The sequence below is a fragment of the Gemmatimonadota bacterium genome (genome assembly GCA_026387915.1).
Lineage (GTDB): Bacteria > Gemmatimonadota > Gemmatimonadetes > Gemmatimonadales > Gemmatimonadaceae > Fen-1231.
This window is the reverse complement of the sequence record JAPLKS010000017.1, coordinates 156,273-172,685: the sequence shown is the minus strand read 5'-3', so window position 1 is coordinate 172,685 and position 16,413 is coordinate 156,273. Positions and strand designations below refer to the sequence as shown.

General features: G+C 66.0%; 17 protein-coding genes. 3 read left to right on the top strand and 14 right to left on the bottom strand.

Annotated elements, in window-relative coordinates:
- Positions 1 to 44 precede the first annotated feature (44 nt).
- From NTZ43_10555 to NTZ43_10495, 13 genes are all read right to left on the bottom strand, one after another.
- The gene (locus NTZ43_10555) at positions 45 to 1,595 is read right to left on the bottom strand and encodes a GspE/PulE family protein (GenBank protein MCX5767649.1); all 1,551 of its coding nucleotides are present in this window, start codon (positions 1,593 to 1,595) and stop codon (positions 45 to 47) included.
- Complete coding sequence (locus NTZ43_10550) at positions 1,592 to 3,148, bottom strand: hypothetical protein (GenBank protein MCX5767648.1); 1,557 nt, start codon at positions 3,146 to 3,148, stop codon at positions 1,592 to 1,594. Before NTZ43_10550 ends, NTZ43_10555 begins: the two co-directional genes overlap by 4 nt.
- The gene (locus NTZ43_10545) at positions 3,149 to 3,643 is read right to left on the bottom strand and encodes a hypothetical protein (protein ID MCX5767647.1); all 495 of its coding nucleotides are present in this window, start codon (positions 3,641 to 3,643) and stop codon (positions 3,149 to 3,151) included.
- On the bottom strand, positions 3,640 to 4,239 hold the full coding sequence (locus tag NTZ43_10540) for a GspMb/PilO family protein (GenBank protein MCX5767646.1): 600 nt from the start codon (positions 4,237 to 4,239) through the stop codon (positions 3,640 to 3,642). Before NTZ43_10540 ends, NTZ43_10545 begins: the two co-directional genes overlap by 4 nt.
- Positions 4,236 to 5,456 carry a hypothetical protein gene (locus NTZ43_10535; protein ID MCX5767645.1) on the bottom strand — a complete coding sequence of 407 codons (1,221 nt, stop codon included), beginning with the start codon at positions 5,454 to 5,456 and terminating at the stop codon, positions 4,236 to 4,238. The genes NTZ43_10540 and NTZ43_10535 overlap by 4 nt, the downstream gene beginning before the upstream one ends.
- The gene (locus tag NTZ43_10530) at positions 5,453 to 6,397 is read right to left on the bottom strand and encodes a type II secretion system protein GspK (protein MCX5767644.1); all 945 of its coding nucleotides are present in this window, start codon (positions 6,395 to 6,397) and stop codon (positions 5,453 to 5,455) included. Before NTZ43_10530 ends, NTZ43_10535 begins: the two co-directional genes overlap by 4 nt.
- Complete coding sequence (locus NTZ43_10525) at positions 6,394 to 7,005, bottom strand: prepilin-type N-terminal cleavage/methylation domain-containing protein (protein MCX5767643.1); 612 nt, start codon at positions 7,003 to 7,005, stop codon at positions 6,394 to 6,396. The genes NTZ43_10530 and NTZ43_10525 overlap by 4 nt, the downstream gene beginning before the upstream one ends.
- Positions 7,002 to 7,394, bottom strand: a complete 393-nt coding sequence (locus NTZ43_10520; protein ID MCX5767642.1) for a type II secretion system protein — start codon at positions 7,392 to 7,394, stop codon at positions 7,002 to 7,004. Before NTZ43_10520 ends, NTZ43_10525 begins: the two co-directional genes overlap by 4 nt.
- Positions 7,384 to 7,872: a type II secretion system protein gene (locus NTZ43_10515; protein ID MCX5767641.1), complete on the bottom strand. Its 489-nt coding sequence runs from the start codon at positions 7,870 to 7,872 to the stop codon at positions 7,384 to 7,386. Before NTZ43_10515 ends, NTZ43_10520 begins: the two co-directional genes overlap by 11 nt.
- Entirely contained in the window at positions 7,869 to 9,071 is a 1,203-nt protein-coding gene (locus NTZ43_10510) for a type II secretion system F family protein (protein ID MCX5767640.1), read from the bottom strand. The genes NTZ43_10515 and NTZ43_10510 overlap by 4 nt, the downstream gene beginning before the upstream one ends.
- A gap of 63 nt (positions 9,072 to 9,134) precedes the next feature.
- Positions 9,135 to 10,307 carry a Xaa-Pro peptidase family protein gene (locus NTZ43_10505; protein MCX5767639.1) on the bottom strand — a complete coding sequence of 391 codons (1,173 nt, stop codon included), beginning with the start codon at positions 10,305 to 10,307 and terminating at the stop codon, positions 9,135 to 9,137.
- A 71-nt stretch (positions 10,308 to 10,378) separates the two neighbouring features.
- Positions 10,379 to 10,603, bottom strand: coding sequence for a hypothetical protein (locus NTZ43_10500; protein ID MCX5767638.1), 225 nt, complete (start codon positions 10,601 to 10,603; stop codon positions 10,379 to 10,381).
- Complete coding sequence (locus NTZ43_10495; GenBank protein MCX5767637.1) at positions 10,600 to 11,634, bottom strand: zinc-binding dehydrogenase; 1,035 nt, start codon at positions 11,632 to 11,634, stop codon at positions 10,600 to 10,602. The genes NTZ43_10500 and NTZ43_10495 overlap by 4 nt, the downstream gene beginning before the upstream one ends.
- A 105-nt stretch (positions 11,635 to 11,739) precedes the next feature.
- On the opposite strand from NTZ43_10495, the gene odhB reads away from it, so the two are divergent.
- Positions 11,740 to 12,987 carry a 2-oxoglutarate dehydrogenase complex dihydrolipoyllysine-residue succinyltransferase gene (odhB, locus tag NTZ43_10490; protein MCX5767636.1) on the top strand — a complete coding sequence of 416 codons (1,248 nt, stop codon included), beginning with the start codon at positions 11,740 to 11,742 and terminating at the stop codon, positions 12,985 to 12,987.
- 3 nt (positions 12,988 to 12,990) lie between these two features.
- The gene (gene lpdA / locus NTZ43_10485; GenBank protein MCX5767635.1) at positions 12,991 to 14,400 is read left to right on the top strand and encodes a dihydrolipoyl dehydrogenase; all 1,410 of its coding nucleotides are present in this window, start codon (positions 12,991 to 12,993) and stop codon (positions 14,398 to 14,400) included.
- Positions 14,401 to 14,475: 75 nt separating this feature from the next.
- Here lpdA and NTZ43_10480 read toward each other — a convergent pair whose 3' ends face one another.
- Complete coding sequence (locus NTZ43_10480; GenBank protein ID MCX5767634.1) at positions 14,476 to 15,015, bottom strand: DinB family protein; 540 nt, start codon at positions 15,013 to 15,015, stop codon at positions 14,476 to 14,478.
- A 354-nt stretch (positions 15,016 to 15,369) separates the two neighbouring features.
- Here NTZ43_10480 and NTZ43_10475 point away from each other — a divergent pair, with 354 nt between their 5' ends.
- Complete coding sequence (locus NTZ43_10475) at positions 15,370 to 16,335, top strand: hypothetical protein (GenBank protein MCX5767633.1); 966 nt, start codon at positions 15,370 to 15,372, stop codon at positions 16,333 to 16,335.
- Positions 16,336 to 16,413: the final 78 nt, after the last annotated feature.

The window sequence follows — 16,413 nt, the reverse complement described above, 5'->3', positions numbered from 1 at the left end:
GCGCGAGCGGGACCACTCTTTAGACGATTGGCACCCTGCGGACGTCAGTCGGGACGCGTGACGCGGGCGATTTCTTCGGCGGTGGTCACGCCGCTCCGTACGAGCGCCGCCCCGTGTGAGGCGAGATCGCGCATGCCGTCGCGCCGTGCGATGGCCGCGAGTTCGTTGGTGGGGACGCCGGCGGCGACGGCGGTGCGTAAAGCGTCGGTCATCACCAAGAGCTCGTAAAGCCCGGTTCGGCCGCGGTAGCCGGACTGACGACAGTCGCCGCACCCGCGTCCGGCGCAGGACCCGCACACGCGGCGCACGAGCCGCTGCGCGAGTACGGCCTCGACGGTGCTGGCAATGAGAAATGGCGCCACACCTAAATCGACCAAGCGCGTGAGCGCGCCGGGAGCGTCGTTGGTGTGGAGCGTGGAAAGCACGAGATGCCCAGTGAGCGCCGCCTGAATGGCGATTTCGGCGGTTTCGCCGTCGCGGATTTCACCGACCATGAGCACATCGGGGTCCTGCCGCAGGAGCGCTCGGAGCGCCACGGCAAAGCTGACGCCAAGTCGGTCGTTGACCGGCACCTGTGGGACGCCGTCGAGTTCGTATTCGACGGGATCCTCCACGGTCAGTATTTTTTCGCGGCCGCTCTGCAGGTGCTGAATAGCGGCGTAAAGCGTGGTGGTTTTTCCGGATCCGGTTGGGCCGGTGGCGAGGACAATGCCGTGCGGCCGTGCGAGCGCGTGTTGGAGCGCGTCGAGGATTTCAGGGGGACAGCCGAGGTCACTGAGGCTATGCCGTTCGCGCTCACGGTCGAGCAGGCGGAGCACCACGCTCTCGCCGTTGAGCGTGGGAACGATCGACACGCGCACATCCACCTGCCGGTCGCGCAATGGCAAACGAATGCGTCCGTCCTGCGGCACACGTCGTTCGGCGATATCGAGTTCCGCCATAATCTTGAGTCGGCTGACAATGGCGGAGGCGTACTGCGCGGGTGGCGACGGCGCGTCGTGCAACACACCGTCGACACGGTAGCGCACGCGTAGCGCTCCGGCGTATTGCTCGAGGTGCACGTCGCTGGCGCGCGCGTCGAGCGCTTCGACGAGGAGCAGATTCACGAGGCGCACGACTGGTGCGTCATTGGCGAGGCTGACGAGATCGTCGATCGCTGCGGCGCCGGTGGCGTGATGCGCGGTGGCGGCAAGCCCCGCGATGAGCGCTTCGGCGGTCACGCGTTCGCCACCGTAGGCGCGCCGCATCGCGTGACGGAGTTCGGCTTCGTCCGCGATGACGAGGGTGATGTCGGGTACGTCGAACAACAGGCGCAGGTCGTCGAGCGCTTGGTCGTCGAGCTTTTTGGGGTCGCCCCAGGTGGCGGCGAGGAGCGACGCGCCGACGATACGCACCGGCAGCAGACGATGATGCTCGAGCCAGGCCGTGGTGAGACGGTCGGTGAGCGGTGAGAGCGCGTCGAGTTCACCAGGCGCGATGGCGCTGAGCACGTCGCGCGCGCCGAGCGCATCTAGTGCGCCGAGCGTCCGCGAAGCGGCGCTCGGCGAGCCGGCAGAGCCGGCAGAGGCGGCAGAGGCGGCCGGGCCGTGGGTCACGGCTTGTTGGGTTTGACGATGGGTTTTTCCGCGGGCGTGACGCCGGTGGAATCGCTGCCTTCGCGCTTGAGTGAGTCGCGCACGCGGTCGGCATCGTCGTCGCTCGCGATCACGTGCGGGGTGAGAAAGAGAAAGAGTTCGCTCGTGGAGGTTTTTTCGATTTGGGTGCCGAACAGTGCGCCAATGAATGGCAGCGAGCTGAGGAAGGGCAACCCAGAACGACTCTTGTCGGTTTGCCGACCGACGAGCCCGCCGATGACGGCGGTTTGTCCGTCTTTCACGAAGAGATGGGTGCTTGCCTCGCGCGTGCTGATGACCGGCGCGCCGAACTGCTGTTCGTTGGTCGCGGCACTCACTTCCTGTAGCACCTGGAGGCTGACGTAGCCGTCCGGATTGATGGTCGGCAAGATGGTGAGCGTGGTGGCGACGTCGCGATACTGGACGATTTGGTCGCGCACGGCGCTTTCGGTGGGGAGTGAGCGCGACACTTGCACGAACGGCCGCTGTTCACCCACGAGGATGCGCGCCTCGGTGTTGTTTTGCGCTAACACGAGTGGGCGCGAAAGAATCCGCACATCGCCGCGCGAGGCGAGGGCCGCGAGGGCGACATTCGCGGTGAAATTCTTGTTGGTCTGCGTCAAGCTCAACACAAAGTCACTCGCCGCCGAACTATTCAGCTCGAGGGCGCGCGTGTTGGCCGGCGTGGCTCCGTTGCCGGCGACGACTTTCCCCGACGTCCCCACTTCGAGGCCATTGGTGATGCGCACTTCGGCAATGACCACTTCGATGAGCGCCTGCATGGGGCGCAGATCCATCAACTCCACCGCCTGCCGAATGGTTTCGTAGTCGGCGGGGAGTGCGCGAATGAGGAGCGCGTTGGTGGTTTCGTCAGGGACAATTTGAATATCGCCGCGCAGTTGCGCAGACAGAGTCGGCGCGGCGGCGAGCAGTTCCGGAGCGAGGCGGCGCACGGAATCGGCAGCGAATGGCGAGATGGCCTGTGCACGGAGTCGTTCGGACAGCGGCTGTGTGCTGATCCCTGGGGCGGCGGTCGAGCCCGTTCGGCCACCGCCAAAAATGGCTTGCAGTGTGGAGGCCAAGCGCGCGGCGCGTGCGTGTTTGAGACGATGCACGTAGAGGCGTACGTCGCGCATGTCGCTGCTGGCGGGCGCGGCCGTCGACGCCGGCGCGGCCACGGACAACCGAATGAGTCCGCCTTCTTCGGAATACGTAAGGCCATTCGAGAGCGCGAGGCTCTTGAGCAGCGCCGGTATGTTCTCACGCGTCACCGGCTGCCGCAGCCGCAACGTCACACGCTTGGCGGGCAGATCCGTGTACGACACATTGAGCGATCCCGCCTCGGAGAGCGCGGTGATCACGGCGCGAATATCGGTGTCCTGAAAATCAATGAGAATGCCCTGCGCGGTGCGGCGTACGCCCGTTGAGTCTTGCGCACGCGCGGAGACGGTCGTGGCGGAGACGGCGAGCCACGCGACCACGAACCCACTCGCGACGCGACGCCAAGCCGACGACTGCAGTGAACGACTGAGCACTTACGTTCCTCCTTTGGCCACGCGCAGGACGACGCGCGCCCCACCGGTGTCGGTGAATGTCGCGCTCCCCGCCTGCACACTCAAGAGCGTGAGCGCGCCGATCCGTTGCCCCGGATACACGACGCGCGCGGAAAGCGGTCCTTCCTGGCAGAGCACAAAACTTGGAGCCCCGTCGCGCACGACGGTGCCGACGAGGCGGACTTCGGCGGCGGTCACGAGCGGCAGAGCGGTGCCTGCTTTCACAACGCGATACGCAGGACCCGGCGTTCGATCTGGGGAAAATGGATTGTGGGACACGGTGCGATCAATGGCGATCTGCGTGATCGGGGCTAACGCTGCGTCTGCCGAGTTGATTGCCGTCGGCTGCACGACGGGGAACGCGTGTAGCGCGAGGCTTTGCGTCTCGCTCCACACGGTGCGCACCAGCAGGAGTGCGGCGAGCGCGGCCGCGACCTGCGCCGATCGTAGCCAACGCAGCGCCGAAGGGCCGTTCATTGGGCTCCTCGGGCGTTGCGTAGCACCACCGGTGCCTCAAAGGTCGCAGTGATCGTGAGCACGTCGTCGGACGGTGGCGCGTTCGGCGCGCGCACGCTCTGCCCTGCCCGTTCGATTTGCAGCGTGCGCACACGGACGCGCGGCGATCCCAACTCGACGGCGCGCACAAAGCCGAGGACGCCGCGCATATCCGATTCCCCTCGGACCGTCACCCGCACGGTGCGAAGTGCGGCATCGAGCGAATCTCCTGGCGTTTCCGTAGACTGCGTGATCAACACATGCTGGTCGCGCGCCGCGTCGCGGAGGCGTTCCGCCAACCGGATGCCGGCGGTTCCCGCGGCCGTCACGACAATTGCTTGGCGTTCCTCGACGGCGAGCGCAGTGCGCGTCGCGGCGAGCGAATCGGGCAACCTCGGCGCCATCGCAATCAGCGCACGTTCACGCGCGAGTAGCTCAAACTCACGAGCGACCGTTTCGCGCGCCGCGCTCTGGCGTTGCCACAACGGGCGGCCGACAAAAACGCCGCCGAGCGAGACAATGAGAATTGCGACGCCTATGCTGATGGCGCGGCGATCGCGTGCCGTGAGGGCCATCATGGCGATGGCCTCGTGAGAGCGCCGCGCACCGGAACCGGCGCGATGCGAGCCGTGATGGAGAATCGCTCCCCCACCACCTCACCGTTTTCGATTGCTTGTTGAATGGGCGCATCGAGCCGCACGCCGCGTAGCGCGGGCGACTGCGCGAGCGCCGTAAGCGTGGCCGCCGCGTGGTCCGCCTCGCCATTCAAATAGATGGTGTCGCCGCTCGCTCGCAGTTGAATGATGGACGCGTCTGCTGGGAGCGCATCGCCGACCGCGACCATCGCGGCGGTCCACGACGGCGACTGGCCCAAGGCGCGGAGGGCCGCGAGTCGCGTGGTCATCTGTGTCAGCGAATCGCGCAGAACGAGCGCCGATTCCAGTTGTGGTCGTAGCGACGCGCGATCGGCGCGTACGCTCGAGAGGCGACGCGCGTCGCCGACGAACGACACGACGGCCGCCATCAGCACGAGACCGAGCGCCAGCGCGCACCAGCGCACCGCCGCGCGCTGTGTGGCGCGGATGCGTTCGGCGCGAATCGTTGGCGGCCAGAGGGAGCGCGTTCGGCCAACGTTGGCGAACTGCGCGGCGAGGGCGCTCGCTTCGTCGGCGTTGCGGGCAATGAGTTGCACTGCGGCGTCTTGTGCCGCCGCGCGGTGACGTCGGAGGCCGAGTATGACACCGCGCTGCACGTCGAGAATGTCGACGCGATTCGCCGTGTGGGCTTGCACCGCGTGGCGTGTGCCGTTGGAGTGCGTGCGATCCGCAGCGGCCCAGGCGAGCTGCGCCGGTGCGAGTGATTCCACGGTAAAGCCAGCCGATGCGGCGGCGGCGAGAATCGCCGTGATGTCGCGTGATGGTGCGGCCGCTACGAGGTGCGGGGCGAAGGCACCGCCGCGCGCTCCGTCCGCAAGTTCCACATACGCGAACTGCGGTTCGTGGCCCACCGCAAAATATTTTGCGGCGTCTCGCTCGACCGCCGTCAACACATGGCCTGGCGCGGCCGTCGGTAAGCTGACGATGCGCACCTCCGCGAGCGGCGGAAGGAGCGACACATGGAGCGTACGCGCGCTAGGCACTGCCACGCGCAACGCGCGCATCGCACCACGGAGTGCGTCGTTCCACACGTCGGCCGAGGCAGTCTCAGGCAGTGGCCAGCGATGCACGGTTCCCGTGCCATCGAGCGCGCGAGCCGTGAGTTGGTCGCGTGTAAGCGCCACGCCGATCGACGTCATGGAAGCCGCCCGGCAGAAGCGAACACGGCGCCGTTGCCTCGCGACAACTCCACGCGGTGCGTGACTCGCACCGGGCTCCCGTCGACCCAACCCTCGCTTTCCACCGTCACAAGGCGCGTGTCGAATGTCAGCCGCGCATTGAGTTCGGCAAACGCATCGCGCAGCGACGTCCGGTCTCCCACGGGGAGGACCGCAATGAGCTGCTCGAATGATGCGATCATCACGCCGCGCGTACGCAACTGCAGGAGCGCGCGAACCACGCCATCGGTGAATGCGGGCATGCTGCGCAACACCGCGTCGTCGGCGGTGTTCACATTGATTCGCCCATCGCCGTCCACGGAGACCAATGGACGCAGCCGCTCAAACAGCGCCGGTGTCATACCATAGAGATCGCGTAGTTCCTCGATGCGCACCAGAGGGGCATTGCGCGGCAGCACCGGCAACCCCGCGCGCTGGTACAGTTCCTGTTCACTTCCGCCGACACCCGCCGCATCGTCGGCGTCGCGCCAGTCGACGATGGCGTGGGCGATGCCAGCGGCAGCTTCGGGCTCGGCGCCAAGAGCGCGCAGCAGACGCTGCAGGGTAGCCTCGTCCGCGAGGTTCACATTGACGCGCGCATTCGCGTCCGACAGGCGCAGGTGGTAATGCGCGTTGTCGAGCGGAACGGTGTCGCGCATGAGCGCGGCGACTCCCAACCATGGATCGCGCAACGGCACGCCGGAGGGGGTCGTGGGCACTTCATTAACCAAGCGTGTGAGTCGCGCTCTGGCGTGCTCTATGCCGGCGTCGGCCGCAGCGGCGGATTGCGCTTCTTCTGTGCGGTTCGCCGCACTAAGTCGGCGGGTGCGGGCGAGCGTTGCGATCTCGAGTCCGAGTGCGCCCAGCGCAACCATAAGCCAGACGGCAGCAATGAGCGCGAAGCCACGGCGTGTCTGGTTCATCGCGCGGCCTCTGTGGCGATCACCATAGGCACGCGCGCGAGCGGCGGCAGCGAGCTGCCGGCAGCGGCAATCAGACGCACACGCACACCCACTGGGAGCCGTGCCGGTTGGAGCCAAGTCCGTTGCCACTCACCGTCCGACACCACACTCGCTCGATACTGGACACTCAGCCCACGCACGGTTGAGTCGAGCAAGGCCGCCGAGTGTGCAGTCCCGTGCCACGCGGCATACTCTGCGGCGAGCCCTTGGGGGCGGCCAGCGGCATCGCGCGCAATGAAGAGGCGCACAATGCTTGGCCCGTCGCCGAGCGGTGTGTGCGCTCGTGTGAGAAAAGTGATGGCGTCGTCTTCCACTCCATCGCGGAGCGAGGCCACGCCGCGAAACGACTGAGTGCCGGCTTCGTCAATGCTGCTCCCCGCGAGGAGCTCAGTGAGGTGCGACCGCAGCGCCGCAATGCGGGTGACTTCGCGTACGTCCGCATCGAGCGCTTGGCGGCGATCCACGAGCGAGCCGAGCGCGGCGTAGCCCGCGGCGAGCGCGACGCTGGTGATGGCGAGGGCCACCACGAGTTCTAGCAAGGTGAATCCGGCGCGCGACTTCGCGGTCATGGGCGCGCCACGAGTGTGGCGGGGCGAAAGCGGCGTGTCGTGAGCGCGGTGGATCCCTCGGGCCAGGTGACGACCACGTGCAGTTCAAAAAGGTCCGGCTCCGCGCCTAGGAGCGTCGCGCTTGCCGACCACGCGTAACGATCACCGAACTCAGGAACCGCGCCGTGCGCGAGTGAATCGGGGAGTGCGGCGAGCTCGCGCCGCGTGGCCATTTCGAGACGGGCTAGGCGCGACTGTGCGAGCGAGGAGGCTTCGAGCGCCGATCGGGCAGCGTGGGCCGTGCGCAGGTCGCCGGCAAAGGCGCCGAGGACCGCCACGGATGTGACGCCGATGATCGCGAGCGCCACGACCGCCTCGAGTACGGTGAAGCCGCGGCGTTTACGGAGCACGCGTGACTCCGGCGACGATGGTCGCGTGCACGATGGGGTCGCCGTTCGCGGCTGATACGCGCAGTTGCGCTGTTCCGCGAGGCGAGGCGATCGTGAGCGCGTCGCCGGCTGCGTGACCGTCCGGATAGAAGGCGAATCGGACGCGCGCGCCATCCGCCGAGAGACGTACATCATCGGCGAGGGCGACGACGAACGACGTGTCCACGCCCGGTGCGGGGCCATCGGTGCGCACCCAAGCGCGTCGGGACGAGGGATCGAGAATCACGGTAGTGAGACGCGCCGATTCGACCGCCGTTTGTCTGGCGCGCAGCAAGGTACGCACCAGTCCTTCGGTGTCCCCCGGACGAGCGGCATCCGCGCGACCGGCAAAGGCGGGCACGGACACGGCCAGCACCATCGCGATAATCGCGAGCACCACAACAAGTTCGATCAGCGTAAAGCCGCGCTGCGTCGGCTGGCGCCCATCGACCCGCCTCATCGAAATGAGCCCGCGTTCACACTGTAAATAGCCTGCAGCAGTGCGAGCGCAATAAACCCGACGACGCCACCGAACACGATGATCATTGCCGGCTCGAGCAGTGTGACGAGCCGACGCACCGCGCGCTCATTGCGCTCTTCAAAGAGCTGGGCCGCTTTCATCAGAAAGAGGGGCACGCTCGACGCCGCTTCGCCCACGCCCACGAGTTGTGCGAGCATCGGTGGAAAAAGTGTTTCCGCGGCGAGCGCCTGCTGCAGTGTTTGCCCGTCACGCGTGGCGGCGTGCACGCGTTCAGCGCTTTCGCGCACGAGCGGATCATCGAGGGAGCGCGCGGTATCATCCAGCGCGACGAGCAGCGGCGCCCCGCCCTCCAGCAAGGTGCCAGCGAGCCGGGCAAACCGCGCCGCCGCGAGATCGCGTCGCCAACCGCCAATGAGCGGCAACGCGTACCACGCGCGCGCCAACCACCGGCGCCCGTCAGTGGAACCTCGCGCCATCTCAATGATGGCCACGAGCGCGACGAGGCCACCGGGAATCAGGTACCAGAATCGGCGCAGACTCCTTCCCAACGAGAGCACGAGCGCTGTCGAAGTAGGAAGTGGCGCACCGGTCTGCGGTAAGAGCGCAGCAAAATTCGGAATCACCACGAGAAGAAGCACCAACACCGCCGCGCCGCCGGCGACGAGCAGGATCGCAGGATACAGTGCCGCCGAGAGCACGCGACTCCGCAGCTGCGCATCTCGTTCGAGCTCGTCGGCGAGGCGGGCAAAGGCCGGGGCCAGTGCCCCGGACCGCTCTCCAGCGCGCACGAGCCCCACGTAGTGCGGCGGAAAGAATCGCGGGTGCGCCCCAAGCGCTTCCGTGAGCGTGGTGCCACTCTCCACCGCAGCGCGCACCGCATGCCACACGACGGCGCTCTGCGGCGTTCCCAGTTGCGCGACGGCCGTGAGGGTGCGCGCGAGTGGCAGCCCCGCACTCAGGAGCGCCGCGAGCGCCCGCGTGCCTTCGAGGAGCGCCGCGTCGCCGAACGGAGAGCGGCCCCACGTCGAGCCATGCTCCGCGGGCGCGTCGCTCAGCGAGAGGACGAAGAGTCCTTCGCGCTCGAGTGTCGCCGAGAGCACGCCGACGGTCGGGGCCTCGCGCACGCCGCGATGGCGTGCGCCGGAGGCGTCGATTGCGGTGAAGCCAAAATTGGGCATCGGCACGAAGTTCGCGCCGTGACCGTCGGATGGGAAGCGGACCCCGCGAACGTTACGCGCCGATCAGGGTGCGCCGCCGAACGTTAGGTCTTGGAGCGCGACCGATCCCTGCGTGAGCAGCACGTTGCCGGTGGCCGTGGTGATGACCGTATCGGAGTGGCGGAACCCGCCCAGCCCCGGGATGTAAATCCCGGGTTCGATAGTGAAACACATGCCGGGTTCAATAAACCGATCGTCCCCCTCCGCCAAGAACGGCCCCTCGTGCCCCGTGACGCCGATGCCGTGACCGCACCGGTGCAGCAGATTGTCGCCGTACCCGGCCTGACGGAACAACGCGTTCACCTGACGATCGACCTCACTCATGCGCACGCCAGGCACGGTGAGTTCGAGCGCGAGCTGACGTCCCGCCATCATCACCTCGTACGGTTTGCGCGCTGCATCGGGGACTGCGCCAACAAAGAACGACCGCTCAATCTCCGCCGCATAGCCGTTGATGGTGCAGTTGAGGATTGCCACGTGCGGGCCGCCAGGCTCCATCACCATGTGGATGTTGGTAAAGTTGTGCGGATCGTGCGAAACGCTGGGCGGTTGGAATACCCCCATCAGTTTTGTCGCGAGCATGTTCGTTTGCGGCCGGTCCGCCAAAATGCGCGGCATCATCATCTGCTGAAGTCCGCCGGCAAATTGCAGCAACGAGAACCCCGGCTTCGCGCCCCGCAACATGAGTTGCATCGTCTCGCTGATCAGCGTCGCCGCGTAGGCAATGCGCCCGATTTCGTACGCAGTTTTGACCATCCGCGCGTCGTCAACAGCGTCGTAGCAGACTTTCTCTCCGGCAATCGCGTTGTACACCTGCAGTGGGCAGGTGGACTCCACTCCGACGCGCGCGCCTGACGGAATAAGCGGACGCAACGCGTCCTCCCACCGCCCGCCCGCGAGGGCTGGGAACTCGGCGTACGCGACGATTTCGAGCGCGCCAACCACGCGCGATCGCACATGCGGCACTTCGAGTTTGGGCGCCACAAAACGCAGCGGCCCAGTTGGTGTGATCACCAGCAGGAACGGTCGCTCATGCACGTAGTTCGCGAAGTTCGTCAGGTAGAACACGTTGTCAGGCGAGGCCGCGACGTACGCGTCGAGTGAGTGGGTGGCCATGTGTGTGCGCACTTTCGCGAGCCGGAGCTGCATTTCTTCGGCGGTAGGCGCTGCGGCGATCGGTACGGGACGTTCGGTCATTGGAATCCTCCGTTGCCCTACTGCATCCGTTCACACATCGGTCGGCCAGACGGGCACCGCCGAGCTATTGGCTAGTTGCGCGTCCCGCGCTTCACGTCAAACAACGCACTGCGGTGGCACTTGGGGCAGATGAGCCATTCCCGCTGGCGCGCATAGCCGAGGCCAAAGCTACCGCCACCAATCGACCGTTTGGTCATTGGCACTTCGCAACGCGGGCAAGCAGGCATGGCGCCGCGCGCAAACGCCTCACGCATTACCCGTTGCTCGTCGGCGTCAAACTGCGCGCGTTCCGTCACGCGATACTCAGCACAATCTTGCCGAACTGCTCACGCGCCGCGAGCCGCTCAAAGGCTCGGCGCCCCTCGGCGAGCGGAATCACAGAATCCACCGGCGGCATCAGCCGGCCAGCGTGCAGTTCGGCGATAATCGCGTCGTACTCCGCGTCGCTTCCCATGGTCGAGCCCATAATGGACCACTGGTTCCAGAAGAGGCGACGCACGTCAGTTTCGACCATCGGGCCCGCGCTGGCACCGCAGGTCACGAGGCGCCCGTAGCGTCCAAGCGCGCCGAGTGATTGCGACCAAGTGGCCGCTCCCACGCTGTCTACGACCACGTTGACGCCACGCTTGCCCGTGCGCGCGCGAATTTCCCGCGCCACGTCCATGGTGGCGTAGTTGAGCGTTTCGTCGGCGCCGAGCGCGGCGGCCTGCGCGAGTTTTCGCTCGCTGCTGCTGGTGACCCACACGGTGGCTCCGCGCGCTTTGGCGATTTGGAGCGCCGCAATGGCGACGCCGCCACCAATCCCCTGAATAAGCACCGACTCGCCCGCTTTGATGTGGGCGCGGGTCACGAGCATGCGCCACGCCGTGAGTGTGGCGAGCGAAAAGGCCGCCGCTACAGCATCTGGCACGGTATCCGGAATGCGCCGAACGTTGGCGGCCGGAACCACGATGTATTCCGCAAAGGTGCCGGCGCGATGTTCGCCCAGAAGCCGGAACTTGGGGCACAGGGGATGTTCGCCCGCGCGGCAGTATTCGCACTCGCGACAGGAGATGCCGGGGTTAATCGCTACCCGATCCCCCAACGCGAGGCCCGCGACCCCGGCTCCCAGCTGGTCAATGCTGCCAACGCCGTCGGCTCCGAGGACCCAGTTGGGGGCAATCGAGACCCCCGGCACGCCGGCGACTACAAACAGATCCAGATGGTTGAGGGCCGCCGCGGTGAGGCGAATGCGGACTTCGCCTTGGGCGCATTCGTCCGGCGTGGGGACATCGCCGTACACCACTTGGTCCAACCCGCCGTGAGCGGATATCGTGAGCGCCTTCAAAACGGTGCCTCTTCGACCCCCCGGAGGGAATCGCTGGTTATATTTGAAGCTTGCCTGCCGGCGCCGGCCGGCGGGCACTTATCCTCGGCTCCCGGCATCAATTCAATGATTGCGATCAAGGTTCCGCCACTCGGCGAGTCCATCACCGAAGCGACCGTCTCCCGCTGGCTCAAGAAGGAAGGCGATCTCGTCGCCGCCGGCGAGACGCTCGTCGAACTTGAGACAGATAAGATTACGGTCGAAGTGCCCGCTATCAAAGCGGGCGTCCTCGCCTCGCGCGCCCGTCACGACGGCGATGTGGTCGGCGTGGACGACCTTTTGGGCGAGCTAAACGAAGATGTGTCGGCGGCTGTTGCTCCGGCGGCACCTGCCGCAGGAGCAAGTGCTGCACCGGTGGCACCGGTGGCACCGGTCGCACCGGCTGCCGCGGTGACGCCCGCCACGCCAGCGGCCGACGTTCGTAGCACGCCATCTGCACGCCGTCTCGCCGACGAATCCGGAGTGAATCTCGGCAACGTGGCAGGTACTGGGCGTGGCGGCATCGTCAGCAAGCCCGACGTGATGGCCGCCGCCTCGGCGGCCCAGCGTCCGGCCGCTCCGTCAGCGCCTGCTGCGCCGCCGGCCGCTCCGCGTTCGGCGCCGCAAGCGAATGCGGGCGCGCGCGAAACTCGCGAGAAAATGACGACGCGCCGCAAGCGCATCGCCGAAAATCTGTTGCAGGCGCAGCACAACACCGCGCACCTCACGACGTTCAACGAGATCGACATGAGCGCCATCTCGTCGCTCCGTGAACGGTTGAAGGAAAAGGTCGAGAAGGAACACGGCGTGAAGCTGAGCTTTATGCCGTTCTTCGCCAAGGCCGCCGTGCTGGCGCTCGAAGCGTTTCCTGTGGTCAACGCGCAGATCGATGGCGACGCTATTGTCTACAAACACTATGTGAACCTCGGCATCGCAGTAGCCAGCGAAGCTGGGCTTGTGGTGCCAAACATCAAGGACGCCGACCAACTCGGCATCCTTGGCATCTCGCGCGCGATTGCCGCGGTGGCGAAGCGGGCTCGCGACGGCAAGCTCTCGATGGATGACCTCACCGGCGGCACGTTCACTATCACGAATGGTGGTGTGTTCGGCTCGCTGGTTTCCACGCCGATCATCAACTATCCGCAGGTCGGCATTCTCGGCTTGCACAAGATGCAGGACCGGCCGATTGCCGTGAACGGTCAGGTGGTGATCCGGCCGATGATGTACGTGGCGCTCTCGTACGATCACCGTGTGATTGACGGGCAACAGGCCGTGCTCTTCCTCGTTCGGCTCAAGGAGCTGATGGAAGATCCGGCTTCGATGCTGATCGAGTAGGCCATGTCTGACACCCTGTTGACCCCAGACGTCCTCGTCATTGGCGGCGGGCCCGGCGGCTATGTGGCCGCCATTCGCGCCGCGCAGCTTGGACTGCAGACCGTGTGCGTCGAAGGCGACCGCACGTTAGGCGGCACCTGCGTGAATGTCGGATGCATTCCGTCGAAAGCACTGCTGCAGTCGAGCGAACGCTACGAAGCGACGCGACTGCACTCAGAGGAGCACGGCTTTTCGGTTGGCGAACTCACGCTCAACCTCGCGCAGATGCTCAAGCGCAAGGACGATGTGGTGGCCGCCAACTGCAAGGGCGTTGAATTTCTCTTCAAGAAGAACAAAGTCACGTGGGCCAAGGGTTGGGCCACGCTTATGAGCGGCAATGTGGTCGAGGTGAAGGGGCACGACGGCGCGCTGACCACCTACCGCGCCAAGCACGTGATTATCGCCACCGGTTCGGTACCGAGTGGTCTGCCGTTTCTTCCGTTCGACGAAGAGCGGGTGCTCTCGAATGTGGGCGCGCTGAACATTCCGCAGGTTCCGCAGCATTTGATTGTGATCGGCGGCGGCGTGATTGGACTCGAACTCGGTTCCGTGTGGCGGCGGCTCGGCGCGAAGGTGACGGTGGTGGAATACGCGCCGACGATCTTGCCCGGCAACGACGACGAGATCATCAAGGAAGCGGACCGAATCTTCCGGAAGCAGGGACTCGCGGTGCACGCCGGCACGAAAGTCGTCGGCGGGCGTCGTGAAGGGACGAAAGTGTTGGTCGACATCGAGAAGGACGGCACCGCGCAGACGCTCGAAGGCGACTACGTGCTCGTCTCCATCGGTCGCAAGCCGTCGCTCTACGGCATTGATGCCGCCGCGCTCGGGCTCACGCTCGGCGCGCGCGGCGAGATTGCGGTGGATGATCGGATGCGCACGAATCTGCCGAATGTGTTTGCCATTGGAGATGCCGTTGGCGGCAAGCTCTTGGCGCACAAGGCCGAAGAAGAAGGGGTGGTGGCCGCCGAGGTGATCGCTGGCAAGCCGGTGCACATGCACTATCACAACATGCCGGGCGTGGTGTACACCTGGCCGGAGATCGCGACCGTTGGTTTAACGGAAGCGGAAGTGAAGGCATCTGGCCGCGCGTATCGCACGGGCAAGTTTCCGTTCTCCGCGAATGGCCGCGCGCGCACGATGGCCGAGACGAGCGGCTTTGTGAAGTTTGTGTGCGACGCCGAGTCGGATGAAATTTTGGGCTGCCATATTATTGGCGCCAATGCGAGTGATCTGCTCACGGAAGTCGTGCTGGCCATGGAAGTGCGCGGCACGAGCGAGGACATTGGCATCACGGTGCACTCGCACCCGACGCTCAATGAGGCGGTGAAGGAAGCGGCGCTCGCGGTGACAGGGCGCGCGATTCACATCTGAGCACTGTTGGATGAAACGAACGAGGGGCGATGCGCTGACGCGCATCGCCCCTCGTTGCATGCAGCCACGCGACGGCTACAGATATCGCTCGCGAATGATCCGCATGTGGTGCTTTTCGTGTCCGGCCGTGATGTAGGCCAGTGCGCGGGCCGACACCGGCTTGCCGCTCGCGGTGCCACGGCGTGCCCAGGCTTCGTCGGGGAGTGAGGCGAGCAGCGTGAGGGTGGCCGCGCGCACGGAGGCGAACTCGATCAGCAGGCTTTCGAGGGTGCGCGTGTTGGCGCCGGAGGTTGGGATCCAATGATCCTGTTCGAAACCAGGGAGCGGGGTCTCGTCGCCGCGCGCAATGCGGAGCAGGCGGTACGCGAACACGCGTTCGGCGTCGCAGATATGGCTCAGAACTTCCTTGAGAGTCCACTTCCCCGGCCCGTAGGCACGGCTGGCGACGTCGTCGCCGACGCCGGTGAGCGTGGCGAGTGTCTCGTGGAGCTGTTGGCGCAGATGATCGCGGACGTCGCCGCCAGGGACGAGGGCGATGTAGCCACCATAGTAGGGCGCGAACTCATCATCGGCTGGGCGGGTGGCGGCCGCGGAGGAAGCAGGGGGCGTTGGCATGGTGTGTCGGGGCGATTGGAGGAGCTCGGAAGATGCCTCGGCCTGACAGTCAGCGAAAGAGTGGCGGCAAATGCGGTGGGATATTCCGATTTCTTTTCTTTCAAAACGTGACGTAAGTCACAGCGGGGCTTCGTACTTCTACGGAGTTTGCCCTCTACGCCTCGCGAATCGCGGAGGTGCGTGAAGCCACGCAAGTGGCCCCTGTGCTGAGACCAGCCACGCGCCTCGCTCGACTCTTCGTCGCGACGGCAAGCCTACCCCCACAGACATCGCATGTCATCTCAGAGCACGGCCCATGCCGGGACGGCTATCCAGCCGCCGCGGGTACACCTACCGCACCCATCAGCCTCACCGGTGCCGGCGTCGCATCCTCAGCCCGTCGGCGATCCGCCGCACCGGGCACCCGCGGAGCGTCCGACAGCGCCAGCCAAACGGCCGGCGGCCGCGCCAAAAAGTCGCGGTGGTGGGCTCGCGCTCGCCATCATCGTGTTGCCGCTGGTCGCCGTGAACATTGCTGGCGCGGAGTACTACCTCGCCGCGGTGCCAGATCGGGTCCGGCATCCATGGCACGCGTGGCTGCGACCCTCGGGACTCGTGGGGCAAAGCGCGGGACTGCTCGCCTTTGTGGTGTTCGTGTTTCTCTGGTTGTATCCGTTGCGTAAGAAGTGGAAGTCGCTCGCCTTCACGGGATCTGTGGGTAAGTGGCTCGACGTGCATGTGACGACGGCGCTGGCCCTGCCCTTGCTCCTCGCGATTCATGCGGCCTGGCGCTCCGACGGCGTGATTGGATTGGGGCTCACCGCGATGCTCATTGTGATCGCGAGCGGCGTAGCGGGGCGGTATTTGTACACGCGCATTCCGCGCGCCAAGAGCGGCGTGGAACTCACGCGCGACGAAGTCGCCACACAGCGGCGCGAGCTGATCGACCGCCTCGCCGCCACGATGGGGCTCTCCGTCGATGCGGTCGAGCAGATGCTGCAACTGTCGCATGACGACGTCGCACAGGACGGCGTGCTCCGCGTGATCACACGATTGCTTACGAATGACCTCTCGCGCTGGAGCCGCACCCGCGAGCTGCGCCGTCGCTGGTCTGCCGCGGCGCCCGATGGACGGCCCATCCAGCGCACGACGCTTCGCGAAGCGCTCAAGCTGGCGGACCGCGAGATGTCGCTCATGCAACAGACGCGCATGCTTGAGGCCACGCACCGTGTGTTTCGCTATTGGCATGTGGCGCACCGCCCATTCGCGATCACCGCGCTCGTGGCGGTGGTGATTCACGTAGTGGTCGTCGTCGCCGTCGGCGCGACCTGGTTGCGGTAGGCGACGCGATGCTCGAAACAACCGTCGCTTTTTTTGCGCTGACCGCATTGATGGTGTGGCTCCACCTGCGCGCCCGTG